This is a genomic window from Amycolatopsis sp. AA4 (assembly GCF_002796545.1).
Lineage (GTDB): Bacteria > Actinomycetota > Actinomycetes > Mycobacteriales > Pseudonocardiaceae > Amycolatopsis.
In genome coordinates, this window is record NZ_CP024894.1 from 732,433 (window position 1) to 755,402 (window position 22,970).

At 70.0% G+C, this 22,970-nt stretch carries 26 protein-coding genes; 17 read left to right on the forward strand and 9 right to left on the reverse strand.

Translation table 11 applies throughout. The annotated features are described in order from the left end of the window. The first annotated feature begins 189 nt into the window (after positions 1–189). Both CU254_RS03655 and CU254_RS03660 read left to right on the forward strand, forming a co-directional pair. On the forward strand, positions 190–975 hold the full coding sequence (locus CU254_RS03655) for a TIGR00730 family Rossman fold protein (RefSeq protein WP_009072867.1): 786 nt from the start codon (positions 190–192) through the stop codon (positions 973–975). After that, entirely contained in the window at positions 975–1,517 is a 543-nt protein-coding gene (locus tag CU254_RS03660) for a TIGR00730 family Rossman fold protein (protein ID WP_009072868.1), read from the forward strand. The genes CU254_RS03655 and CU254_RS03660 overlap by 1 nt, the downstream gene beginning before the upstream one ends. 6 nt (positions 1,518–1,523) lie before the next feature. Here CU254_RS03660 and CU254_RS03665 read toward each other — a convergent pair whose 3' ends face one another. Continuing rightward, positions 1,524–2,198: a 1-acyl-sn-glycerol-3-phosphate acyltransferase gene (locus CU254_RS03665; protein ID WP_037712430.1), complete on the reverse strand. Its 675-nt coding sequence runs from the start codon at positions 2,196–2,198 to the stop codon at positions 1,524–1,526. Positions 2,199–2,252: 54 nt separating this feature from the next. On the opposite strand from CU254_RS03665, the gene CU254_RS03670 reads away from it, so the two are divergent. Then, positions 2,253–3,158, forward strand: coding sequence for a glucosyl-3-phosphoglycerate synthase (locus CU254_RS03670; RefSeq protein WP_009072872.1), 906 nt, complete (start codon positions 2,253–2,255; stop codon positions 3,156–3,158). Positions 3,159–3,248: 90 nt separating this feature from the next. After that, the gene (locus CU254_RS03675) at positions 3,249–3,836 is read left to right on the forward strand and encodes a hypothetical protein (RefSeq protein ID WP_009072874.1); all 588 of its coding nucleotides are present in this window, start codon (positions 3,249–3,251) and stop codon (positions 3,834–3,836) included. On the opposite strand, the gene cydC is transcribed toward CU254_RS03675, so the two are convergent. The 4 genes from cydC to CU254_RS03695 are packed head-to-tail and all read right to left on the reverse strand — an operon-like array spanning position 3,820 to position 9,008. Next, the gene (gene cydC, locus CU254_RS03680) at positions 3,820–5,343 is read right to left on the reverse strand and encodes a thiol reductant ABC exporter subunit CydC (RefSeq protein ID WP_009072875.1); all 1,524 of its coding nucleotides are present in this window, start codon (positions 5,341–5,343) and stop codon (positions 3,820–3,822) included. The genes CU254_RS03675 and cydC overlap by 17 nt on opposite strands. Further along, the gene (gene cydD / locus CU254_RS03685) at positions 5,340–6,839 is read right to left on the reverse strand and encodes a thiol reductant ABC exporter subunit CydD (protein ID WP_009072876.1); all 1,500 of its coding nucleotides are present in this window, start codon (positions 6,837–6,839) and stop codon (positions 5,340–5,342) included. Before cydD ends, cydC begins: the two co-directional genes overlap by 4 nt. Before the next feature lie 12 nt (positions 6,840–6,851). Beyond that, a complete protein-coding gene (locus CU254_RS03690) occupies positions 6,852–7,841 on the reverse strand; it encodes a cytochrome d ubiquinol oxidase subunit II (RefSeq protein WP_009072877.1) in 990 nt (329 codons plus the stop codon). 3 nt (positions 7,842–7,844) lie between these two features. Further along, positions 7,845–9,008: a cytochrome ubiquinol oxidase subunit I gene (locus CU254_RS03695; protein ID WP_009072880.1), complete on the reverse strand. Its 1,164-nt coding sequence runs from the start codon at positions 9,006–9,008 to the stop codon at positions 7,845–7,847. Positions 9,009–9,148: 140 nt separating this feature from the next. Here CU254_RS03695 and CU254_RS03700 point away from each other — a divergent pair, with 140 nt between their 5' ends. The 5 genes from CU254_RS03700 to CU254_RS03720 are packed head-to-tail and all read left to right on the forward strand — an operon-like array spanning position 9,149 to position 11,495. Further along, positions 9,149–9,466: a helix-turn-helix transcriptional regulator gene (locus tag CU254_RS03700; protein WP_009072882.1), complete on the forward strand. Its 318-nt coding sequence runs from the start codon at positions 9,149–9,151 to the stop codon at positions 9,464–9,466. After that, positions 9,463–10,161, forward strand: a complete 699-nt coding sequence (locus CU254_RS03705) for a permease prefix domain 1-containing protein (protein WP_009072884.1) — start codon at positions 9,463–9,465, stop codon at positions 10,159–10,161. The genes CU254_RS03700 and CU254_RS03705 overlap by 4 nt, the downstream gene beginning before the upstream one ends. Then, the gene (locus tag CU254_RS03710) at positions 10,158–10,487 is read left to right on the forward strand and encodes a DivIVA domain-containing protein (protein WP_037712432.1); all 330 of its coding nucleotides are present in this window, start codon (positions 10,158–10,160) and stop codon (positions 10,485–10,487) included. Before CU254_RS03705 ends, CU254_RS03710 begins: the two co-directional genes overlap by 4 nt. Then, positions 10,480–10,935 (forward strand): SRPBCC family protein, encoded by a 456-nt coding sequence (locus CU254_RS03715; protein WP_009072888.1) that lies wholly within the window; start codon positions 10,480–10,482, stop codon positions 10,933–10,935. The genes CU254_RS03710 and CU254_RS03715 overlap by 8 nt, the downstream gene beginning before the upstream one ends. Beyond that, positions 10,932–11,495 carry a DNA-3-methyladenine glycosylase I gene (locus CU254_RS03720; RefSeq protein ID WP_009072889.1) on the forward strand — a complete coding sequence of 188 codons (564 nt, stop codon included), beginning with the start codon at positions 10,932–10,934 and terminating at the stop codon, positions 11,493–11,495. Before CU254_RS03715 ends, CU254_RS03720 begins: the two co-directional genes overlap by 4 nt. A gap of 223 nt (positions 11,496–11,718) precedes the next feature. Here the strand turns inward: CU254_RS03720 and CU254_RS03725 are convergent, their stop codons facing one another. Next, the gene (locus tag CU254_RS03725; RefSeq protein ID WP_009072891.1) at positions 11,719–12,513 is read right to left on the reverse strand and encodes an enoyl-CoA hydratase-related protein; all 795 of its coding nucleotides are present in this window, start codon (positions 12,511–12,513) and stop codon (positions 11,719–11,721) included. Between the two features lie 202 nt (positions 12,514–12,715). Here CU254_RS03725 and CU254_RS03730 point away from each other — a divergent pair, with 202 nt between their 5' ends. Together CU254_RS03730 and CU254_RS03735 are read left to right on the forward strand one after the other, a co-directional pair. Next, positions 12,716–12,883 carry a DUF3117 domain-containing protein gene (locus CU254_RS03730; RefSeq protein ID WP_005155393.1) on the forward strand — a complete coding sequence of 56 codons (168 nt, stop codon included), beginning with the start codon at positions 12,716–12,718 and terminating at the stop codon, positions 12,881–12,883. An 88-nt stretch (positions 12,884–12,971) separates the two neighbouring features. Beyond that, positions 12,972–14,402, forward strand: a complete 1,431-nt coding sequence (locus tag CU254_RS03735; RefSeq protein ID WP_037712435.1) for a M17 family metallopeptidase — start codon at positions 12,972–12,974, stop codon at positions 14,400–14,402. Positions 14,403–14,538: 136 nt separating this feature from the next. Here the strand turns inward: CU254_RS03735 and map are convergent, their stop codons facing one another. After that, positions 14,539–15,327 (reverse strand): type I methionyl aminopeptidase, encoded by a 789-nt coding sequence (map, locus tag CU254_RS03740; protein ID WP_009072900.1) that lies wholly within the window; start codon positions 15,325–15,327, stop codon positions 14,539–14,541. 82 nt (positions 15,328–15,409) lie between these two features. Further along, entirely contained in the window at positions 15,410–16,297 is an 888-nt protein-coding gene (locus tag CU254_RS03745; protein WP_009072902.1) for a LysR family transcriptional regulator, read from the reverse strand. A gap of 63 nt (positions 16,298–16,360) precedes the next feature. Here CU254_RS03745 and CU254_RS03750 point away from each other — a divergent pair, with 63 nt between their 5' ends. Then, on the forward strand, positions 16,361–17,551 hold the full coding sequence (locus CU254_RS03750) for an MFS transporter (RefSeq protein WP_009072904.1): 1,191 nt from the start codon (positions 16,361–16,363) through the stop codon (positions 17,549–17,551). Positions 17,552–17,584: 33 nt separating this feature from the next. Here CU254_RS03750 and CU254_RS03755 read toward each other — a convergent pair whose 3' ends face one another. Next, positions 17,585–18,241, reverse strand: a complete 657-nt coding sequence (locus tag CU254_RS03755) for an O-methyltransferase (protein ID WP_009072906.1) — start codon at positions 18,239–18,241, stop codon at positions 17,585–17,587. A gap of 225 nt (positions 18,242–18,466) precedes the next feature. Here CU254_RS03755 and sigE point away from each other — a divergent pair, with 225 nt between their 5' ends. The 5 genes from sigE (at position 18,467) to CU254_RS03785 (ending at position 22,965) form a co-directional block, all read left to right on the forward strand. Beyond that, a complete protein-coding gene (gene sigE, locus CU254_RS03760; protein ID WP_037353366.1) occupies positions 18,467–19,081 on the forward strand; it encodes an RNA polymerase sigma factor SigE in 615 nt (204 codons plus the stop codon). Beyond that, positions 19,078–19,746: an anti-sigma factor gene (locus tag CU254_RS03765; RefSeq protein WP_009072909.1), complete on the forward strand. Its 669-nt coding sequence runs from the start codon at positions 19,078–19,080 to the stop codon at positions 19,744–19,746. The genes sigE and CU254_RS03765 overlap by 4 nt, the downstream gene beginning before the upstream one ends. 440 nt (positions 19,747–20,186) lie before the next feature. Beyond that, positions 20,187–21,719, forward strand: a complete 1,533-nt coding sequence (locus CU254_RS03775; RefSeq protein WP_037712439.1) for a S1C family serine protease — start codon at positions 20,187–20,189, stop codon at positions 21,717–21,719. A 199-nt stretch (positions 21,720–21,918) separates the two neighbouring features. Continuing rightward, positions 21,919–22,347 (forward strand): Sec-independent protein translocase protein TatB, encoded by a 429-nt coding sequence (tatB, locus tag CU254_RS03780; RefSeq protein WP_009072913.1) that lies wholly within the window; start codon positions 21,919–21,921, stop codon positions 22,345–22,347. A gap of 111 nt (positions 22,348–22,458) precedes the next feature. After that, on the forward strand, positions 22,459–22,965 hold the full coding sequence (locus CU254_RS03785; protein ID WP_009072915.1) for a hypothetical protein: 507 nt from the start codon (positions 22,459–22,461) through the stop codon (positions 22,963–22,965). Positions 22,966–22,970: the final 5 nt, after the last annotated feature.

A 22,970-nucleotide genomic window follows, 5' to 3' on the forward strand; every position in this document is an offset into this window, starting at 1 on the left:
CAGGGAAAACGCAGGTTTGGGACGGGCCGGGCGACTTTCGTAGGTAGTTGCCGACAACCGGCCGTTGGTAGCAGGACCGGAACCCGCTGGTGGTCCGCTTTCCCGCGTTCAGCCGCGGGCAACCGATCCGTCACGCTCCGGTGCCGACTCGGGCGCCCGCCGCGGCCGCCCGGCCCGTAGGCTTGGCTGGTGAGCGAACAGTCTGAGTTTCCCGACGGCCAGTACCCCGAACGTCCGGTGGAGCGGCACAAGGGCCCGGTGGTGCTCCGGCGCGATCGGCGCGACCAGGGCAGCACCACCGACCAGCGGCTGCTCGACTCGCGGGGGCCGAGCGACTGGGTGCACACCGACCCGTGGCGCGTGCTGCGGATCCAGGCCGAGTTCGTCGAGGGGTTCGGCGCGCTGGCCGAGGTTCCGCGCGCGGTGACCGTGTTCGGTTCGGCGCGCACCAAACGCGACCACCCGGAGTACGAACTGGGCCGCAAGATCGGAGCCGCGCTCGCCGACGCCGGGTTCGCGGTGATGACCGGCGGCGGCCCGGGCGCGATGGAAGCGGTGAACCGCGGCGCGAACGAGGCGGGCGGGTTCTCCGTCGGGCTGGGCATCGAGCTGCCGTTCGAACAGGGCCTGAACCCGTGGGTCGACCTCGGCGTGAACTTCCGCTATTTCTTCGCGCGCAAGACCATGTTCGTCAAGTACTCGCAGGCGTTCATCTGCCTTCCCGGCGGATTCGGGACGCTCGACGAACTGTTCGAGGCGCTCACGCTGGTCCAGACCAAGAAGGTCACGAAGTTCCCGGTGGTGCTGTTCGGCACCGAATACTGGGGCGGGCTGTACGACTGGATCGCGAAATCCGTGCTGGGCGGCGGGAAAATCGGCGAAAAGGACCTCGACCTGCTGCACTTGACCGACGACATCGACGACGCGGTGCGCGTCGTGCAGGAGTCTTATCAGGCTTGGGAGGACACGCACTGATGCGGATCTGTGTGTTCTGCGGTTCAGCGCAGGGCTTTTCGCCGGAGTACGCCGAGGCGGCGGCCGGCGTCGGGAAACTGCTGGCGCAGCGGGGAATCGGCCTCGTCTACGGCGGCGCGAGCGTCGGCACCATGGGCGTGGTGGCCAACGCCGCGCTCGCCGCGGGCGGCGAAGTGATCGGCGTGATCCCGGAAGTGCTGTCGAACGTGGAAATCGCGCACGGCGGGCTCACCGAATTGCACGTGGTCGCCGACATGCACCAGCGCAAAGCGAAAATGGCCGCGCTGTCGGACGCGTTCGTCGCGTTGCCCGGCGGCGTCGGCACCCTCGAGGAATTGTTCGAGGTGTGGACCTGGGCGCAGCTCGGCATTCACCGCAAGCCGATCGGATTGCTCGACGTGGCCGGGTATTACTCGCCGCTGGTCGCGTTCGCCGATCAGATGCTGGAGAAAGGGTTCCTGCGCCCGGAAACCCGTGAACTGATCAGCGTCGCCTCCGACGCCGACAAGCTGGTCGACATCCTGAGCCGTTCCGCCGGATAACGCGCCTTACGACGCTTTTTCGTCCGGCCGCTTGTGGTAGGTGTCGACGTATTCCTGCCCGGACAGCTCCAGGATCGCGTACATGATCTCGTCGGTCACCGACCGGCGGATCGCCGAGGACGAGTCCTGTCCCTCGTACCGCGAGAAGTCCAGCGGCTCGCCGAACCGGACCTTGATCTTGGCGAGCCGCGGGATCTTCGCGCCGTTCGGCTGGATGCCCTCGGTGCCGAACAACGCGACCGGGACGACCTTGGCCCCGGTGGACAGCGCGAGCGCGGCGACGCCGGTGTGCCCGCGGTGCAGCCGTCCGTCGAGCGAGCGGGTGCCCTCGGGGTAGATCGCGAACACGCCGCCGTCGGTGAGCACCTTGCGGCCCGCTTCGAGCGCGGCGAGCCCGGCCTGTGCGTTGCCGCGTTCGACCGGGACGTAGCCGAGCGCATCGAGCGATTTCGCGATGAACCGGCCCTTGAGGCCCTTGCCGGTGAAGTACTCGGCCTTGCCGAGGAACCGGACCTGCCGCGGCGTGGTGAACGTGATCACACCGGTGTCCAGTGCCGCCCGGTGGTTGGCGGCGAGCAGCACCGGACCGTCCTCTGGGATGTTCTCCACGCCCTCCACCTGAGGCCGGTAGAGCGCGCGGACCAGCGGACCGAGCACGAAACGGACGAGCAGCGGCAGCAAGGGTTCTCCCTCCGGAGGATCGGGCACCGGTCCTAGCATGGCACGATCGCCTCCATGAGCTGGTTTCACCGTCGCACCTGGCAGGAGCCCGGGTGGAGCGCCGCGGACATCCTCGCCGCCAAACGCGGCCGGACCGTGTCCGTCGTGCTGCCGGCGCTGGACGAGGAGGAAACGGTCGCCGCGGTGGTCGCGTCGGTGCGCCCGCTGCTCGGCGGGGTGGTCGACGAGCTGGTGGTCGTCGATTCCGGCTCCGCGGACGCGACGGTCGAGGTCGCCGCGGCGGCCGGGGCCCGCGTGGTGCGCCGCGAGGACGTCCTGCCGGAGCTGCCGCCGCGTCCGGGCAAGGGCGAGGTGCTGTGGCGTTCGCTCGCCGCGACGACCGGCGACGTGGTGGTCTTCCTCGACTCCGACCTGGTCGACCCGGACCCGGCGTTCGTGCCGTCGCTGCTCGGCCCGCTGCTCACCGAGGACGGGGTGCACCTGGTCAAGGGCTTCTACCGCCGTCCGCTGCGGCTGGAGAGCACCGGCGGCGGCCGGGTGACCGAGCTGCTGGCGCGCCCGGTGCTGTCCGCGCTGCGCCCGGCGCTCGGCGAGCTGGTGCAGCCGCTGGGCGGCGAGTACGCGGGCACGCGCGAGTTCCTGGAGTCGGTGCCGTTCGCCGGCGGGTACGGCGTGGAGATCGGACTGCTGCTCGACGCCGAGGAACGCTACGGGCTGGACGGATTGGCGCAGGTCAACCTCGGCGTGCGCAAACACCGCAACCGGTCGCTGCTGCAGCTCGGCGTGATGGCCCGGCAGATCCTCGGCACCGCGCTGGCCCGCTGCGGGACGCCGAGCGCGGAGGCGGCGCGGTTCACCCAGTTCGTCCAGGTGTCCGGGGAGTGGGTGCCGGACGTGACGGAGGTGCCGGTGGTCGACCGGCCCCCGATGCGCGAGGTGCTGGCCGCGCGGCAGCCGTAGTGTCCACATAGGACATCAGCGGAGTTTCATCGAGATGTCATCGGCGCCCGCTACGTTCCGGAACCCGATCCGATTCGACGTGCGGGGGCGATGGACGTGGCCAAGAACCAGCTGGATCCGAGCAGTGCGCACCGGCTTCAGATGCGCAATCTGCTCGTTCGGCAGCCGGACCGGAAGACCGTGCGGGTCTGCGCCGACGACGGCAGCCGGGAGGGGTTCCCGATCGGCTGGGCCGAGCTGGCTCCTTCGCACGGGCGGCCAGCGTGGCACACGGTGTACCGCAGCGTTCCCGGCGACGACTCCAGCTACTGGCGGGGCGGAATCGCCCGCCGGGCCGGGTACCAGCCGATGGAGTACGGGGGAAGCGACGAGATCCGGTTGGCGATCGACGAGATCCTCACGCTCGCCCGCTGGGGCGATGTACTGGCGGACCGCGAGATCCGCTCCGGCCGGACCGGGACCTACACCGCCGTGATGGACCCGGCGCAGGCCGAATGGCTGGCCGGTCTCGACGAGCCGAAGGGGATCACGCATCTCGGCGGCGGACGGGTCCGGCTCACCAACGTCGTCGTCGCGCTGTTCCGCGGTTCGCCGGACCCGCATCCGCACGTCGACGCGAACGACCTGTTCCACCTCGATCCGCTCGACGCGCCGATCCAGCTCATCCGCGAGCGGTGAGCGCGGCGGGCTGAACCGCCACTCGTCCGTCTTCCAGGGTGAGCACCTGGTCGAACCCCATGACCTGCTCCGGCCGATGCGTCACCAGCACGACGGTTCCCTTCGCCTGGGCGAGAACCCGCGCCAGGATCTCGTCGCCGTGTGCCGGGTCGAGGCCCTCCACCGGTTCGTCGAGGACGAGGACCGGCGGTGCGGCGAGTACCGCGCGGGCGAGGATCAGCCGCTGCCGTTGCCCGCCGGAGAGGGCGTCGCCGTCTTGGCCGGTGTCTCGGTCGAGCGGGAGGTCGAAGCCTGCCGTTGCGCAGGCGGCGCGCAGGTCGTCGTCCGTGGCTTCCGGCCGCGCGAGCAGCAGGTTTTCGCGGACGGTCGTGGCGAAGACGTGCGCGTCGGCGAGGGCTCCGGAGATCACGGCGGGGTGCGGTCCGGCCACCGGACGGCCGTCGGCGGTGACCGAGCCGGACGTAGGGGAGACGAAGCCGAGCAGGACGTGCAGCAGGGTCGTCTTGCCGGCGCCGGACGGACCGAGGATGCCTAGCCGGGTGCCGGGCGGCAGATCGAGATCGATGCCCTCGAGCGCGGCTCGTCGGCCGGGATGCTGGACGCCGACGTTCGTCAGCCGGAAATGTCCCGGGCCGGGGATCGGTTCCGGGGCGGGCTCCGGTGCGGACAGGACCGCGCGCACCCGCCTCAGCGACGCCCGGATTTCGGGGATTCGCTCGGCGGCCGGCAGCAGCGGCAGGACCAGTTCGAACAGCGCCATCGTGGTCAGGGTCAGGGCGGCGGTGACCGGGATGCTCGCTGGGCTGAACAGCGCGACCGCGGCGGTGGTCGTGAATTGGACGGCCACTCCGGCCGCGGCGGCGAGGGCAAGCCGTCGGCCGGTGCGGCGGGTGCCCGCGGCCAGGTGGTGGATGATCGCGGCGGCGCGGGCTTTTTCTCGTTCCTCCCAGCCGTAGGCGATGAGTTCGTCGTGGCCGAGGACGAGTTCTACGGTGCGTTCGGCGAGTTCCTGCTGCCTGCCGGGTGCGTCGCCTCTCGGGAGGAACAGAAATGCCGTTGCGACTAGTCCAATGAGGACGATACCGGCGAGCGGAAGGCTGACCAGGCCAGCGAAAATCACCACCGCGAGACCGACGGTTCCCGCCACGGCGGCCGGCAGCGCGAGCCGGAGAATGGCGTCCTGTACGGCGTCCACATCGGACACCAGGCGGGTGACCAGGTCCGCGCCGGAATGTTCGGCGACGCGGCGGGGGAGAAGCGCTTGGTACACCCGGGTCCGGAGGGAACCGAGGTAGCGCAGGACCACGTCGTGTCCGGCAAGGCGTTCGGCGTACCGGAGTCCGCCTCGGGCCAGCGCGAAAACGCGCACGGCGACGATCGCGAGGGTGAGCGCGGCGAGCGGAGGTTGTTCGGCGGCGCGCAGGAGCAGCCACGCCGCGGTGCCGGTCAGGCCGAGCCCGGCGAGCTCGGCGCCGACGGCGAGCAGGGTCGCGCGGAGGAGTTTCATGCGGTCACCCCGTGGTGGAGTTCGACGGTCCGCGACGCGAGCGCGGCCAGCGCCGGTCGGTGCGCGACGAGGACGGCGGTGCGGCCGGGCAGCAGTTCCTTGGCTCCGGCCAGCACGGTCGCTTCCGTGCGGGCGTCGAGCCGGGCGGTGGGTTCGTCCAGCAGGACGAGTCCGGCTTCCGTGCGGGACAGGGCTCGGGCCAGGCCGACGCGTTGCCGTTGCCCGGCGGACAACCCGGTGCCTAGTTCGCCGAGCTGGGTGGCGTAGCCGTCGGGGAGGTCGGTGACGATGTCATCGACGCGGCGTCCGCCGGTGTTCTCCTGGAGAGAGCCGCGAAAAAGGGTCGGACGCTGGGGCAGCCACGCGGTGTCGCGCAACCAGAACGAGTGGTCGAGGGCGCGCAGGTCGGTGCCGTCGATCAGCACCCGTCCGGACGTCGGCTCGACGAATCCCAGCAGCACGGCGAGCAGGGTGGATTTGCCGGAACCGCTCGGCCCGGCCAAGGCCAGGTGTTCGCCGGGGCGGATCGTCAAGTCTACTTCGGACAGTGCGCAGGTGTCGCCATAGTGGACGGAGACGCGATCGAAAACCACTTCCGGCGGACCGAGACGACGGGTTTGGGTGCCGGATCGGCGGACTGCGGTGGGCACGCTGAGGATCTCTTTCAACGCGGTGAGTCCTTCGGTGGCGGCGTGGAACTTCGCTCCGGCGGCGCGCAACGGCAGGTAAGCCTCGGGGGCGAGCACCAGGACCAGCATCGCGGTGTGCGCGGTCATCGAACCGGACAGCAGCCGGAACCCGATCGGCACCGCGACGAGCGCGATCGACAGGGTGGCAACGAGTTCCAGTACGAGCGCGGACAGGAAGGCGACCTTCAACGTCCGGATGGTCGCGTCGGCGTGCGCATCCGCCATTTCGCGCACGATGCGGGTCTGGGCTTGCGCGCGGCCGAACAGCTTGAGCGTCGGCAAACCGCGGACAACGTCGAGGAAGTGTCCGCCGAGTCGCGTTAGGAGTGTCCACTGTGTACGCGCTTTCGTGTGGGCGCCGATCAACGCACCAAAGAGCGGGATCAACGGAACGGTCGCGGTGACGATCAAGGCGGAGGTCAGGTCGGCGGTGAAAAGCCTTGCCAGCACGGCGATCGGCACCAGCACCGAAAGCACCATCGCGGGTAGATAACCGGTGAGGTAGGTGGCGGTGGCATCGACGCCTTTGGTGATCTGGGTGGCGGTCACGCCGGGGTCGCCGGTCGAGTCGAGCAAGCGGCGACGCAAACCCGCTTGTGCCGATGCGGCGAAGCGACTGGTGAGCAGGCCCTGCGCGACGACGAGCAGAAGCCGCGCCCCGACGGCGACGAACAATGCGGCCGACACGCCGCCGCCGGTGAGCAGCGTCGACAGCCCGTCCGCCTGGACGAGCACGGTGCCGGCGGTGCCGGCGCCCAGCACGGCGAGCGCCACGAGATAGCCGCGGAGACCAGGGAGAACAGGCATGGCGAGACTCCTTCAGAAGTGCAGCAACGAGTTCTCGTCGACTGGACGGCGGTGTGCGCGCCAGGTCAGCCACTGCGCGGCAAGCAGCACGAGAAGTGCGGGCGCGGCGAACCAGCCGAGCACTGCCGTCATGTCCGGCGTGGTGGCCGCCTGCTCGACGGTCAGCTGGTAGCCCGCGCTGGACGACAAGACGACCGGGAACCGCAGCACGCCGACCAGCAACGCCGGGCAGGCGCTCAGGAGCATGACGGCGGGCAGAGCCAACCGCGGCTTGCGGAGTCCAAAAAGGACCAGGAGGTAAGCCGCGAAGGCGACAGCGACCACCGCTAAGGCAGCCCAGGAACCGTCGGTAACCGAGAAAGCGCCCCAAACCGTCGCTATCGCCAGGAAAACCCCGACGGGAGGCAGGAGCGACCGGGTCAGCCGCCGCACCCGTCCGGTCAGCTCCGCCGGACCGCGCACCGCGAGGAAAACCAGGCCCTGCAGGCAGAACAACGCGACAAAGCCGAGTCCCCACAACACCGCGTACGGGTTGAACAATGCCAGCACGTCGTCGATCGGACGTCCGTGCGCGTCGAGCGGAAGCCCCCGCACGAGGTTGCCGAGGAACAATCCCCACGAGACCGCCGTGACCAGCGCGCCCGCGGTAATGGCGAACGTCCACCCGCGCCGGCTGCCCTCCGGATGGCGGCTCCGCAACTGCACCGCCGCGGTGAACGTGACCAAGCCCAGCAGCAACAGCACGACCAGCACGTAAGCCCCGGCGAACACCCGCCCTTCCAGATGCGGGAACGCGCCGAACAGCACCCCGACCGCCGCGACCAGCCACACCTCGTTGGCCAGGAAGAACGGGCCGACCGCGCCGAGCACCCGCCGTTGCCCGGCCTCGTCGCGGGAGCGGGCGAGCGCGGGCAGCAGCATCCCGACGCCGTAGTCGTAGCCGGCCAGCGCGAAGTAGCCGCCCAGCAGCAAGCCGAGCACACCCCACCAGATCGTCACCACGGTTCACACTCCACTCAGGACAGGAAGTTCGGTTTCCGCCGACGCGACGGCCGGACCGCGTTTGGCGATCCGGGCGAGCAGCACCCAGTCGGCGATGGCCAGCACGACGAACAGCAGCGTGAAAGCGATGAAGGAGAACAGGAGCTGCCCGCCGCTGACGTCGGCGACGGCGTCCGCGGTGCGCAACTTGCCCCACACCAGCCAAGGCTGGCGGCCGATCTCGCGGACCAGCCAGCCCAGGATCGCGGCGACGAACGGAACGGCGATCCCCGGCACCATCAGGAAGAGCACCGGCCGCGCCCGCAGCAGCAAGTCGCGGAACAGCAGGAGCGTGCCGATCAGCGAGGCGAAGAAGGCGAAAAAGCCGACCATGATCATCATTCCGAGCGGCAGCCCGACGCCGGCCGAACCCTTGAACTTGTCCGGCTGGTATCCGGCGACCTCGGCGAACTGCGCGAACCCGGCCTGGACCACGAGCACGCTGCCGAGCAGCGAAGTCACGACCCCGATGCGCAGCGACCGGCGGAAGAAGTCGATCTCGCCGGTGCGCTTGAGAAAGTGGTACGCGCTGACGCCGGTCACGAAGAACCCGCCGGTCAGCAGCGCGGCTCCGAGGACGTGCGGCAGGGACGCGACCAGCGCCGGATTGGCGAACAGCGCGCCGAAGTCTTCCAGGCGCAGCACGCCGTTCTCCATCCGCGAGCCCACCGGGTTCTGCAGGAACGAGTTGGCGACCATGATGAACAGCGCGGAGGCGTACGCGGTCAGCGTGACCAGCCACAGCACCGCCAGGTGCAGCCACTTGTTCATCCGGCCGCGGCCGAAGATCCACACTCCGAGGAACGTCGATTCCAGGAAGAACGCCACCAGCGTCTCGATCGCGAGCGGCGCGCCGAAAACGTCCCCGGCGAACGCGGACAGTCCGGTCCAGGTCATCCCGAACTGGAATTCCATGACGATTCCGGTGACGATTCCGAGTGCGTAGTTGACCACGTACAGGCGTCCCCAGAACTCAGTCATCCGGTGCAGCTGCTCGCCGCCGCGGAGCGTCGCCCGGGTCTGCAGGATCGCCACCATGGTCACCAAACCCAGGGTGAGCAGCACGAACAGGAAGTGGAACGAGGTAGTGGTCGCGAACTGGAGTCGCGCTATCGGCAGTGGGTCCATGGCGAGGCAGCCTATACGTAGCGCGGCTACATGTAGCGGGCAAATCTATGAGATCGGGGTGATCTCCGGGTTTTTCCCGGACGGCCATGCGGGCGGCGGAGATTAGCCTGCTCAGGACAAGATGAGTAGACTGGCGACCTATGAAAGCGGACACGTTGCGCGGACACCTCGACGCGTTGCTGCTCGCCGTCCTCGACGGCCGCAAGCTGCACGGCTACGCGATCATCGAGGCTTTGGCGCTGCGCAGCGACGGAGCGCTCGACCTGCCCACCGGCACGGTGTACCCGGCGTTGCGGCGGCTCGAGCGCGCCGGCTGGCTGGCCAGCGAGTGGGACGTGGTGTCCGGCCGCAAACGGCGCACCTACCGGCTCACCCGCGCCGGGCAGCAGGCGCTGGCGGCGGAGCGGACGCAGTGGCGGGAGTTCACCACGGTGATCGGCGGAGTACTGGAACCATGACGACGACAAGCCCGACCGTGCTCAGCCCCATCGAGGCCTACCTGGCCGAACTGGACCGCACGCTGATCGGCCGCCGCGGCACGAAGGCGGATCTGCTCGCCGAAGCACGCGACGGTCTGCACGACGCGGCCGAGGCGTACCGCGAAGGCGGCTGGAGCGAGACCGAAGCACAACGCCGCGCGGTAGCGGATTTCGGTCAGGTCCGCGAGATCGTCGGTGACTACCAAGCGGAACTGAGCATGCACAACGGCGTACGTACGCTGTGGCTGCTCGTGCTCGGCGTGCCCGCGATGCAGACGTCGTGGGAACTGGCGCGCATCTTCACCTACGGCCCCTGGTCGCGGCTGACCACGCCGAACCCCGGCTGGTACCCGTACGTCACGCAGTTCACCCACGCCGCGATCTACGCCGTGCCGGTGCTCGGCCTCCTCGCGCTGCTGGCCACGCGGTTGCTCAGCCGCCGGTTCGACGGCGTGCGCACGGCCCGGGTCTGCCGGACGCTGGGCGCGATCGCGGTGGGCCTCAACCTGTTCTCCGTGCTGCTGCTGGTCGGAGCGACCGGGGTGGTCGACGCGGCGAGGCTGTTCCTCAGCGGTCCGTGCGGCCTGCTGATGGTCGCGTGGGTGGTCCTGTCGTTCCGACTTGTCGTGCTAGCGCGACGTTCCTGGCGGCGGTGTGCCACGATCGTCGCGTGACGACCGCGCTGATCTACCTCGTAGTCATGCTGCTGGTGGCCGCCGTGGTGTTCCTCCTGGCCGCTGTGGTGTTCGGCCGGGGCGAGGAACTGGCGCCGCTGCCGCCGGGCAGCTCGCCCACTCGTCTGCCCGCCGAGGACATCACCGGCGAGGACGTCCGGCAGGTGCGCTTCCAGCTCGTGTTCCGCGGCTACAAGATGTCCGAAGTGGACTGGGTGCTGCGCAGGACCGGCGTGGAACTGGACGAACTGCGCGAACGGGTCGCCCGGCTGGAGGCCGCGCAGCAGCCGCGCGACGCGGCGCACCGGAGGCCGACAGGTGAGTGACCTGGTGCTGTCGGTCGACGTCGCGGCACCGGCTGGCACGACCTGGCTCGCGCTCACCGACTGGGCCCGCCAAGGCGAGTGGATGCTCGGCACGTCAGTGCGGGTCATCGAAGGCAACGGCCGCAGCGTCGGCTCGAAGCTGTCGGCCTTCACCGGCTTCGGCGGCATCGGCTTCACCGACACGATGGAGATCACGACCTGGGAACCGCCCCTGCGCTGCACGGTCCGCCACCTGGGCAGCCTGGTGCAGGGAACCGGGGTGTTCCAGGTACTGGCCAAGGGAGCCGGCCAGTGCACCTTCGTCTGGGCCGAACACCTCAAACTGCCCTTCGGCCTGCTGGGCCGCGCAGGCTGGCCCCTGGCGCGCCCCGCGTTCGCACTGGGAGTCCGCCATTCGCTGCGGCAGTTCGCGAGGTTCGCGGAAAACTATTCCATGGGGGAACAATGACGGAACTACTGGGCGAGGACGGCATCGCCCGCTGCAGCTGGGGCAACTCGGCCCCCGATTACGCGGCGTACCACGACGAGGAGTGGGGCGTCCCGCTCCACGGCGAGGCCGAGTTGTACGAACGCCTCTGCTTAGAGTCCTTCCAGTCCGGCCTGTCCTGGATCACGATCCTGCGCAAACGCGAGAACTTCCGAAAAGCCTTCCGGGGCTTCGTCCCGGAGAAGGTCGCCCGCTTCGGCGAGAAGGACGTCGAGCGCTTGATGCAAGACGCCGGAATCGTCCGCAACCGCGCGAAAATCGAGGCAGCGGTGAAAAACGCGCGCGCAGTAGCGAACCTGGACATCCCGCTGGACAAGCTGCTGTGGTCCTTCGCCCCGGCAAAGCACCGCCGCCCCCGCACCATGGCAGACGTCCCAGCGATCACCGACGAGTCAAAAGCAATGGCGAAAGACCTGAAGAAGCGCGGCTTCGCCTTCCTGGGCCCCACCACCTGCTACGCCCTGATGCAAGCGACCGGCATGGTAGACGACCACGTAAAAGGTTGCTTCCGCGCAGCGTGAAGTCCTCGCGGCTTTCTACGAACCCGCAGCAGATGCACCCAACAATCGAGGCACCCACTCCCTCCCCCCAACCCCGATACGAAGCCGCCCTGCGGTTCGGGGGTGCTTGTCAAGGCATCTTTCCCGCCTTGACAAGCACCCCCGAACCGTCAGCACAATCAAACTTCGGGGTGCCCCACGCAACCCCTCTTTTCAGCGGCGAAGCCGCTCCTCTTTAAACCCTTCACTTCCCCTGAAAATGAGGCCGACGCTTCCCCACAAACGCCTCCACCGCCTCCGAATGATCAGCAGTAGCCCCAAGAGCAGTCTGCGCCGCATCCTCCGCAGCCAGCGCCTCCTCCAGCGAAGACTCCGCAGCCACCGCCAGCACCTCCTTGATCTTCGCGTAAGCCACCGTCGGCCCAGCCGCGAGCTTGGCGGCCACCTTCTGCGCCCGAGCCGCCAGCTCCTCGTCCGGCACGACCTCCCCGACCAGCCCGATCCGCAACGCCTCCGCGGAGTCCACCGTCCGAGCCATCAACATCAGCTCCGCGGCCCGCCCGTACCCGATCAGCCGCTGCAAGGTCCAGGACGCCCCCGAATCCGGCCCCAGCCCGACATTCGCGAACGCCATCAGAAACGACGACGACTCAGCCGCGATCCGCAGGTCACTCGCATACGCGAAGGCCGCCCCCGCCCCCGCCGCGGTCCCGTTGACCGCAGCGATGACCGGCTTGGGCATCCCGGTGATCGCCTTGACGATCGGGTTGTAGTGGTCGCTCACCGTGTGCAGCGGGGCCGGGTCGTTCGCCTGCAGCAGGCCGACGTGCTCCTTGAGGTCCTGTCCGGCGCAGAACGCCTTGCCGGTGCCGGTGAGCACCACCGCGCGGACGTCCGGGTCCTCGGCGGCCGCGCGCAGCTCGGCGATCAGGCGCTCCTTGAGCTCGACGGTCAGCGAGTTGTACGCCTCCGGCCGGTTCAGGGTCAGGGTGCGCACGCCGTCGGCGTCGGCGGTCAACAGGACGTCGGATGTGGTCACGAAATGCTCCTCTGAAGCTGCGGCTCGGGTTCTCGGTACTGAGTCTCGCACCCTCGGCGGGCGGCATACCAGCACCGATGCGGCGGCAAATGATCGGTCCGCGTTCGCGCCCGGGCGCTGATGAGGGACAATGGGGGACGAGACCCGGCTGGCATGGGAGTGCGCGACCCGGGCGCGCCGGTTGAGACGGAGGGAGCACGCTATGGCGGCCATGAAGCCCCGGACCGGAGATGGTCCCCTCGAAGTGACCAAGGAGGGGCGGGGCCTCGTCATGCGGGTGCCACTGGAGGGTGGCGGCCGGCTGGTCGTCGAGCTCTCCGCGGAGGAAGCGAAGGACCTCGGCGCCGCATTGCAGGAGGTCACTGGCTGACCTGCGCTCTCCCCGCTCTGTCCACTGTGCACCCCGGTCTCCTTTTGGAGGCCGGGGTCGGTTCGTCTGCGCCCTAAGGTTGCTCGCTGTGCGTAACTCGCTACCACCCGTTCCCACGAAGCTGCCCGAAATCGAGGTCGTCGCCGCGACGCGCCGCGGAGTCCCGCGAGCAGTGCTGGTCGCGCCGGCCGAGGCGGAGGACAGCGGGGCGAGCGGCCGCACTGCCGAAGTACGCGAAGTGCCCGAAGACGGCGATGGTCCACGCTGGCTCGCCGGTATCGGCGAAGGCGCGCCGAAGGACTTTCGACGGACTGGCGCCGCGTTGGCGCGCGCGTTTCGCGAAGCGGCGGAGAACCGTCCGATCCGGACAGTCCAGGTCGTACTGCCCGAGGACGCGACAGCGGAGCACGCGGCCGAGCTAGCGGTTGGACTGTCGCTGGGCGGCTACCGATTCGTGGTCACCACGACAGAGCCGAAGCCGCCTGTACCCGCCGTACGTCTCGTTGTCGCGCACGAGCGCGCTGTGCCCGCGTACGCGGAGGCTGTCGCTCGCGTACGCGTTCTCGCGGCGGCTGCTGCCTTTACGCGCGACCTCGCGAACACGCCGTCGAACATCAAGAACCCGGCGTGGCTGGCGAACACCGCGGCGAAGGTGCTGGGCGGCACGGTCGAGGTGACCGTGCGAGACGAGAAATGGCTCGCTGACAAGGGGTTCGGCGGAGTTCTGGCGGTCGGCGGCGGTTCGGTTTCGCCGCCGCGCCTGATCGAAATGACGCACACTCCGCGCGGCGCGAAGAAGCACCTGCTGTTCGTGGGCAAGGGGATCACCTTCGACACCGGCGGCCTTTCGCTGAAACCGGCCGACGGCATGCACCTGATGCGCACCGACATGGCGGGCGGCGCGGCCGTGATCGCCGCGATGCGCGCGATCGGGGAGCTGAACCTGCCGGTGCGCGTCACCGCGCTCGTGCCCGCGGCGGAAAACCACGTCTCCGGCGGCTCGTACCGGCCGGGCGACATAGTGCGGCACTACGGCGGCCAGACCACCGAGGTCGGCAACACCGACGCCGAGGGCCGGATGGTGATGGCCGACGCGCTCGCCTACGGAATCGCCCAGTTCAAGCCGGACCTGATCGTCGACGCAGCCACGCTGACCGGCGCGATGAAGGTGTCGCTCGGGCTGCGCACCGGCGGCTTCTTCGCGACCGACGACGACCTCGCTGCCCGGGTGCTGGAGGCCGGGGCCCGCGCGGGGGAGGCGTGGTGGCGGATGCCGCTGGTCGAGGACTACGCGACGGGTGTCGAGGGCGAACTCGGCGACGTCCGGCAGGCCCCCGGCGGTCCGGGCGGGATCATGGCGGCGCTGTTCCTGCGCGAGTTCACGGCGGGGCTGCCGTGGGCGCACCTGGACATCGCGGGTCCGGCCCGCGCGGACAAAACGTACGACGACGTGGTGCCGGGCGCGTCCGGGTTCGCGGCGCGGACGTTGGTGGAGTTCGTCGCTTCCTACGAGAGCTGACGGCCCTGCCGCAGCGGGTGGTGCCGCCGCGGCAGACCGGCGCGGGCTCGTTCTTGCCTGCCAGCGACCGATGACGACCTCGCCGCCCGGGTGGTTGAGGAGGGCGCCCGCGCGGGGGAGCGTCGCGGCGCGGACGCTAGTTCTTCCCCGCCGCCTCGTCCTCTCGACGAGTCAGCACGATCGGCTCCCCCTCGGTGATCGCCACCGTGTGCTCCGAATGCGCGGTGCGCGAGCCGTCCGCGGAGCGGATGGTCCAGCCGTCCGGGTCGTAGACGATCTTGTCCGTCGTGCGGGCCAGCCAGGGTTCGAGCGCGAGCGTCAGGCCGGGCCGGAGTTTCATGCCTCGGCCTGCCTTGCCGCGGTTCGACACGTGCGGTTCGCCGTGCATGGTGCGGCCGATGCCGTGGCCGCCGAACTCGGTGTTGACCGGGTAGCCGTAGCCGGTCGCGACCGCTTCGATCGCGGCCGAGATGTCGCCGAGCCGGTTGCCCGCGCGGGACGCCTCGATGGCGGCTTCCAGCGCTTCCTCGGTGGCCCGGATGATCCGCTGGTCCTCCTCGGCGGGCGTGCCGACGATGACCGTGCGCGCCGAGTCGGCCGCCCAGCCGTCGATGGTCACCGCGATGTCCGCGGTGAGGACGTCGCCGTCGCGCAGGGTGTAGTCGTGCGGCAGGCCGTGCAGGACGGCGTCGTTGACCGACAGGCAGATGACGTTGCGGAACGGGCCCTCGCCGAACGACGGCGCGTAGTCCCAGTAGCACGAGACGGCCCCGCGCCGCTTGATCATGCCGCGCACGTGGTGTTCGAGGTCCATCAGGTTGACGCCGACGTCGGCGAGCTTGCCGACCTCGGTCAGCACCTCGGCGACGAACCGCCCGGTCACGTGCATGCGGTCGATCTCCGCAGGCGTCTTCAGCTCGATCACGACTACCTCGCGTCTTCAGGTTCCGGTATTTCTATACCGGAAACGGTAGCACGGCACCGGGATACAAATACCACCCTGGCGGCTAGCCCGCCCTGCCGAGGACGTGGTCCCGGAACGCTTGCACGGCGGGCGAAAGCGGTTCGCCGGCGCGCCAGGCGAGCCCGATCGTCCGGTGGACCGGCGGGTGCAGCGGCACCTCCGCGACCCCGGCCGGGGAGCCGGGTTCGAAGCGCGGCAGGAGCGCGACCCCCAACCCGGCGCCGACGAGTCCGCGGACGGTGTCGGATTCCTGGCCTTCGAAGGCGACCTTCGGCGTGAAACCGGCGGCGGCGCAGAGGTCGTCGGTGATCCGGCGCAGGCCGTAGCCGGGTTCCAGGAGCACGAACGGCTCGTCGGCCAGCTCGGCCACGCGCACGCCGCGCCGGCCGGCCAGCCGATGCCCGGCCGGGACCGACAGGTGGATCGGCTGCCGGTCGAGCACGACGGTCTCCAGTCGTTCGTCCTCGACGACCGGGGCGAGCAGGGCGAGATCGAGTTCCCCGGACACGAGCCGGTTGACCATGTCCTGCAGCGAACCCTGCACGAGGGAGAACCGGGCCTGATTCCGGTACGTACGCAGCAACTCCGGCACCAGCGACCGGCCGAGCAGGTGCAGAAATCCCAGCACGACGCGGCCGCTCGCCGGTTCGATCTCCTCGCGGGCGAGACGGACCCCGGCGTCGACCACGGGCAGCGCGCGTTCCGCCGCGTCGGCCAGCAACTCGGCAGCGCGGGTGAGCCGGACGCCTCGGCCGTCGGGCACGGTCAGCGGCGCGCCGAGGGCCTGTCCAAGCGCCGCCAGCCGCCTGCTGACTGTGGGTTGCGGCACTCCGAGGAGCTCGGCCGTGCGAGTGACGTTTCCGGTGCTTCGCAGCGTGGCCAGCAGACATAGGTGCGGGACGAGCTGCGCGGTCAGGCTCTCATTCGGCACGGTATGAATGATGGCAGATCTACGTATTAGACGTATTGATTAGCGAAGCTTACTTTCAGGGGCATGCTTACCGCCGCCCGCCGGGTGAAGGTCGCGGTCGCCGCCGCGGGTTTCACGTCGTTCGCCCTGCTCTACGCCCCGCAAGCGGTTCTGCCGCAGCTCGCCGGGCAGTACCACCTCGATCCGGGCGGCGCGGCGCTCGCGGTGAGCGTGGCGACCGGCGCGCTGGCGATTTCGGTGCTGCCGATCGCCGCGCTGTCCGAGGCGATCGGGCGGCGGCCGGTGATCATCGCGTCCGTCGTGCTTTCCTCGGTGCTCGGGCTTCTGCTGCCGCTCATGCCGAATTACCCGCTGCTGCTGGTGTTGCGCGCGGTCCAGGGCGTCGCGATCGCCGGGTTCCCGGGCGTGGCCACGGCTTATCTCGTGGAACGGCTCGGCAAGACCGGCGTCGCGGCCGCGGTCGGGGCGATGATCGCGGGCAACACTGTCGGCGGCATGACCGGGCGGCTGGCCACCGGGTTCACCGCCGGTCCGTTCGGCTGGCGCGGCGCGTTGTATGTGGTGGCGGGGCTTTCCCTGGTCTGCGCGGTCGTGACGGTGGTGATGCTGCCGCCTTCGCCGGTCAAGACAGGGGAGCGGCAAGGCCTGCGCGACATCGGCGTCGGCCTGCTTTCCGCGGTGCGGCGGCCGGTTTTGCTAGCGCAGTACGCCGTCGCGCTGCTGGCCATGGGCGCGTTCGTCGCGCTGTACAACGCGGCGGGGTTCCGGTTGACCGGCGAGCCGCTGAACCTGTCGCCGGCGATCGCGTCGCTGGTGTTCGTGTCGTACGCGCTGGGCTCGGTTTCGTCGGCAACGGCCAACCGGCTGTCCGCGCGAATCGGCCGTCGGCAGGCGCTGGTCGGCGTGCTGGTGCTGACCGCGGTCGGCGCTCTGCTGACGATTCCGGACTCGCTGCCGCTGATCGTCCTCGGCTTCCTCGTGCTGACGACGGCGTTCTTCGCCGCGCACTCGATCGCGAACAGCTGGGCCGCGGCCGACGCCCCGGAGAACGCGCGCGGCCAGGTCGGCGGCCTGTACATGCTCATGTACTACCTGGGCAGCAGCGTCGGCGGCGGGGTCGGCAGCGTCGTCTACGGGAGGGCCGGGTGGAACTGGCTGATCGTGGCCGTCGTGGTGTGGCTGGGACTGGCCGTGGTGGCGGTGCGGGTGGGCACGCGGGTGCGCAGCGAGCGGCGCGTGCTGGTGGGGTCGTGAGCGGCTAGGCCGGGTTCTAACCGGCTTGAACACTCACGAGCAGGCCGTGGCCACCAGCAGCCCGCCGCCGACCGGCAGCAGCGCCGGGATCAGCCGGTCGTCCTCTCGGACCGCCCGGGCGACCTCGCGCAACGCCATCGTCTCCGGGTCCCGCCGCGCCGGGTCGGTGAGCCGGCCGCCGGCCAGGACCTGGTGGAACACGATCACGCCGCCGCGGCGCAGCAGGGCCACGCCCTGCTCGTAGTAACCGGGGTACTCGATCCGCGCGGCGTCGACGAACACCAGGTCGTAGCCGCCGGGCGTGAGCCGCGGCAGCACGTCCAGCGCGCGGCCGACGATGAGCCGCATCCGGCCCGGCGGATAGCCCGCTTCGAGGAAGGTCTTGCGCGCCGCGCGCTGGTACTCCGGTTCGACGTCGATCGAGGTCAGCACGCCGTCGGGGGCCATCCCGCGCAGCAGGTACAGCCCGCTCACGCCGGAGCCGGTGCCGACCTCCACGACCGCCCGCGCGGCGACCGTCGCGGCGAGAAACCGCAGCGTCGTGCCTGCTCCGGGGGCCAGCGGGGCGCACCCGAGGTCGACCGCGCGCAGCCGTGCCGCGGCCAGCACGTCGTCGTCGGGCAGGTACCCGTCGACCTGCTCGGCGCCGACCGCCCCGGTCTCGGCCGCCGCCTCTGTCCCCGAACTCACGCGCGAAGGTTAGCGCTGGTTGTCGATAAATCAGCGAAGGCTCCCTGGTATGCGCCTTCCGGCCCCGGTTAAGCCCCCCGAAAACCGGGTAAAGGCCAACTTCTCAGGCTGCTCTCAGATCGGTCTCATGAGTTCCATAAGGAAGACCGACAGACTGAGTCTCAACCGCACGGGAACACCGTGTGCCCGGCCCGCGTTGGCAGAGGTGAAGAGGAGTTGACCCAGATGGAGGTGCCTGCTCCCCTGATGCAGAACGCCGAACTGCCGGAAGCCGCTCCGGTGACCGTGGACGCAGCCGAGGCGGCCTGGACGCCGCCCTCGTGGGACGAGGTCGTGCGCGAACACGCCGACCGCGTGTACCGGCTCGCCTACCGCCTCACCGGCAACACGCACGACGCCGAGGACCTGACCCAGGAGACGTTCATCCGCGTCTTCCGGTCGCTCGCGTCCTACAAGCCCGGCACCTTCGAGGGCTGGCTGCACCGGATCACCACGAACCTGTTCCTCGACATGGCGCGCCGCCGCTCGCGCGTGCGCATGGAGGGGCTGCCCGAGGACACCGACCGGATCGTCGGCGACGACCCGAGCCCGGAGCAGCACTACAGCGACACCCACCTCGACCCCGACCTGCAGGAGGCGCTCGACGAGCTGCCCCCGGAGTTCCGGGCCGCGGTCGTGCTGTGCGACGTGGAAGGACTGTCGTACGAGGAGATCGGCGCGACGCTGGGCGTCAAGCTCGGCACCGTGCGCAGCCGCATCCACCGCGGCCGCTCGGCGCTGCGCGCGTCGCTCGAGCGCCGTCGCGCGACCCGGGAGGAATCTGCGAAGGTGTCCGTATGACCGGCTGGCGTTTCGCCGAATCCCATCTCATGCCCGACGCGGTAGTCGCACTGGTCGACGGCGAGCTGACGCCGGTCGCCCACGACCGCGCGCTCGCGCACGTCGCGCGCTGCCCGGGCTGCGCGGCCGAGGTGGCCTCGCAGCGGCAGGCCGTCGCGGCGGTGCGGGAGGCCGGTGCGCCGTCGATGTCGGCCGGGTTCCTGGCCAGTCTTCGCTCCATTCCGGAGCACACCGAGCTGCCGGGTACGCCGGACAATCTCGCGGTGACCGCTGACGGTCAGCTGGTGGCTATTCAACGGCCGGACCGGGTGGCCGGGCTGCGGGACGCGGGGGTGCTCGGGGGTGCGGCGCCGTTGGGAACAACCGCGCCGCTCGGGCAGTCGGCGAACGTGCTCGGCGGCGGTCGGTTCGCTTTCAGCCGGAAGCGCGCGGCGCAAGGGGCCGGGGTCGTGGTGTCGGGGCTCGTGCTGAGCGCGCTCGCGCTCGTCGGGACGGCGGCGGATAGCGGGGAAGGGGCTACTGGGACCGGACCGGTTCGGACGCCTAATGCGAATTTGCTTCCGGCGCAGATGAATGTGCCTAAGGGTGCTGAGCCGGAGGGGCCTGGGCCGGAGTCTGAGGGGCCTGAGGTTTTGCGGGCTGGGGCTGCGTTCGCGGCTCGGTGAGTCTCCTGGGGGCGGCTCGTCGCCTGGCGGCGACATTGCGCCTCGGTGTGGAGGCGGGCACCCCGATTTTTTAGTGTGACTACGGCGCTGGGGTGCTTGTCAAGGCGGGAAAGATGCCTTGACAAGCACCCCAGCGCCGTGTTTTTGGCTTCGTATCGGGGGCGGGGGAGGTGTGGGTGCCCCGCGTTGGGTGCATCGGCTGCGGTGTGTGTGGGCGGGGGCTTGCGCCCCAATGTGGCATTGGGTGCGTGGGATGCACCCAATGTGGCGTTCGGTGCGTGGGATGCACCCAATGTGGCGTTCGGTGCATTGCCAGGGGAGGGGCAGGGGGAGCGTGGGAGGGTGGGGGGCAACAGGCATTTCACTGCTGTCTGGGCAGACTCTTCCTTGGCTTGGGTATCGTCGACTCCTAGCCGACCTGAACCGCATCCCGGGGAATGATGACCGACCAGCCGAACGCTAATTCTGATCAGTCCGGTGCCGTCGGAACGGACCGGTTGGGGCCTCGGCCGCTTGAGCGGCCGGTGGTCGACCAGCAGCAGGCGGCTGTCTTCGGGCGTCCGCACGGGGTCGAGGGGGCGTTCGACAAGCTGTACACCCCGGTGACCAACGGGAACGGGGCGAAGCTCAATCTCGCGCCGCCCACGCCGGAGTCGCTCGCGGAGGCGTTCAGCCGTCCTCCGGGGGCGGAGGGGGTGCGGCTGCAGCGGCCGCTCGAAGCTTCCGGGGAGAGCGGCGGCGCTTCCGAGGATCCGTTGTGGACGGACACCAGCGATCCGTGGCGCGATCCGGCTGCCGGGGCGGTGCTGGCGGGGCCCGCGGTCGCGCCCGAGGACGACGAGACTGAGAAGCCGAAGCTGCCGAGCGGCGCGCAGTTGAGCTTGCCTGAGGTGTTGTTCGGGCGGCGGGTGCAGCCGAAGGCGTTGGCCATGCTGGGCGTCGTCGCGTTGCTGATCGGCGCGGTGGGCGGGCTGGTCGGCTGGTGGGTCGCGGACACCGGCTCCGCGTTGACCGGCAGCGCCACGATTTCCGAGGCGGAGGCGGCCAAGGAGCGGCCCCCGGGATCGCTCGCGGACATCGCGCGGCGGGTGTCGCCCGCGGTGGTTTCGCTCGAGGTGGTCAAGCCGGGCGCGGACAGCGGTGAGCAGGGCTCCGGCGTGGTGATCGACCCGCAGGGGTACGTGCTCACCAACGAGCACGTGGTCGCGAGCGCGGTCGGGGACGCGGCAACGAAGATCACCGCGGTGTTCAACGACGGGACGCGGACCGAGGCCAAGATCGTCGGCGCCGATCAGAAGACCGACCTCGCCGTGGTGAAGGTCAACGTGACCAACCCGGTCGTGATGCAGATCGGGAAATCGTCCGATCTGCAGGTCGGGGACGCGGTGATCGCGGTCGGTTCGCCGCTCGCGCTGCAGAACTCGATCACCTCCGGCATCGTCAGCGCGCTCGACCGGCCGGTCACCGCGGGCGGCGACAACGGGGCGGCTCCGGTCACCTATTCGGCCATCCAGACCGACGCCGCGATCAACCACGGCAACTCCGGCGGCGCGCTCGTCGACTCGACCGGCGCGCTCGTCGGGATCAACTCCGCGATCCGCTCCTCCAGCTCCGACGGCGGCAGCATCGGCATCGGATTCGCCATCCCCAGCGACTACGCCATCAAGATCGCCAAGGCGCTGATCAAGGACGGCAAGGTCAAGCACGCCGACATCGGCATCAACTCGGCCTCGACGGTCGCCGGCTCGTCCACGATGGGCGCGCAGGTGCGCAACGTCGCGCCGGGCGGACCGGCGGCGGCCGCGGGGATCAAGGAAGGCGACGTGATCACCAAGGTCGGCGACCACGTCGTGCGCGACTCCGCCGAACTGACCGTCGCGGTGCGCAGCCACGACCCCGGCCAGGTCGTCCCGGTGCAGCTGGCCCGCGACGGCGCGCTGCTGGTGGTGGACGTCACGCTCGGCTCGGACTGACACCCGGTTCTTGCCAATCCGGCCTCAAGCAGGCCGACCCCCGCGCGGCACGCGACCGTTGCTACGAAGTCATTCGGCCGTGGCTGTGGCCGGGTTGGCAACGATGGCACAGTAGCTCCCGTGCGACGTTTGGGCCTGCCTGGACGCGAAACGGCCCGGGTAGTCTTGGACGGGGCAGCACCGAGCGGAGGTTTCACGGGTGTTCGACAGTGTCGGCTGGGGCGAGATCCTCGTGCTCATCATCGCGGGGCTTTTCATTCTCGGACCCGAGCGGCTGCCCGAAGCGGCGGCCTGGATGGCGCGGAGCGTCCGCAAGGCCCGCGACTTCGCGACCGGCGCGCGCGAGCAGCTGCGCGAGGAGATGGGTCCCGAGTTCGACCAGCTGCGCAAACCCCTCGAAGACCTGCGCGGCCTGCGCAATCTGGACCCGAAGCGGGTCGTCACGCAGCATTTGTTCGACGGGGATTCGGATCCGCTGGGGCTGAACGGGTTCCGGAACGAGTTCAACGGTTCGAACGGGTCCAATGGTTCGAACGGGGCGCCGACGATCAAACCGCAGACCGCGGTGCCGCAGCCGGAGCCGTTGAAGCCGGGCGAGCGTCCGCCGATCGACCCGGACGCGACCTGATCCCGGGGGCGGCGGGAAGCGCCGGTCAAGGTGGGCGAAGCCGACGCGCGACGCGCTGATCAGGCTGGGTAGCCTCAGGGCATCAGCTCAACGACCCTGGAGGTTCCCGATATGTCACGCCGTGCGGCTGCGCTGGCCGGAACGATCGCTGCGGCCGCCTTCGCCGTCGCCGGGTGCAGTGCCGACGACGAGCCCAGCACCAAGGCGCCCGCGACCTACACTTCGGTGCCCGCCCCGGCGATGCCGTCCTCTTCGGCCCCGTCGAACGCTCCGTCGAGCGCTCCGGGGAACGGCGGCGCCACCGGCGAGCAGCCGAACGTCAAGCGCGGCGCGCAGACCGGCGAGGCAGGCGTGGACGTGCTGGTCACCATCGCCTACCAGGGCGGGAAGGTCACGCCGCCGGCCGGGGTCGTCGACGTCAAGGTCGGCAACAAGGTGAAGATCACCGTGACGTCCGACCAGCCGCAGAACGTCGACGTCGAGGGCATGCCCGACAAGTCCGCCGACGTGTCCGCGAAGAAGCCCGAGGACATCGACTGGACCGTGACGAAGCCGGGCGACACCAAGGTGACGCTCCGCGAATCCGGCGCGCTCCTGGTGACTGTGCACGCCTCCTGAGGCCA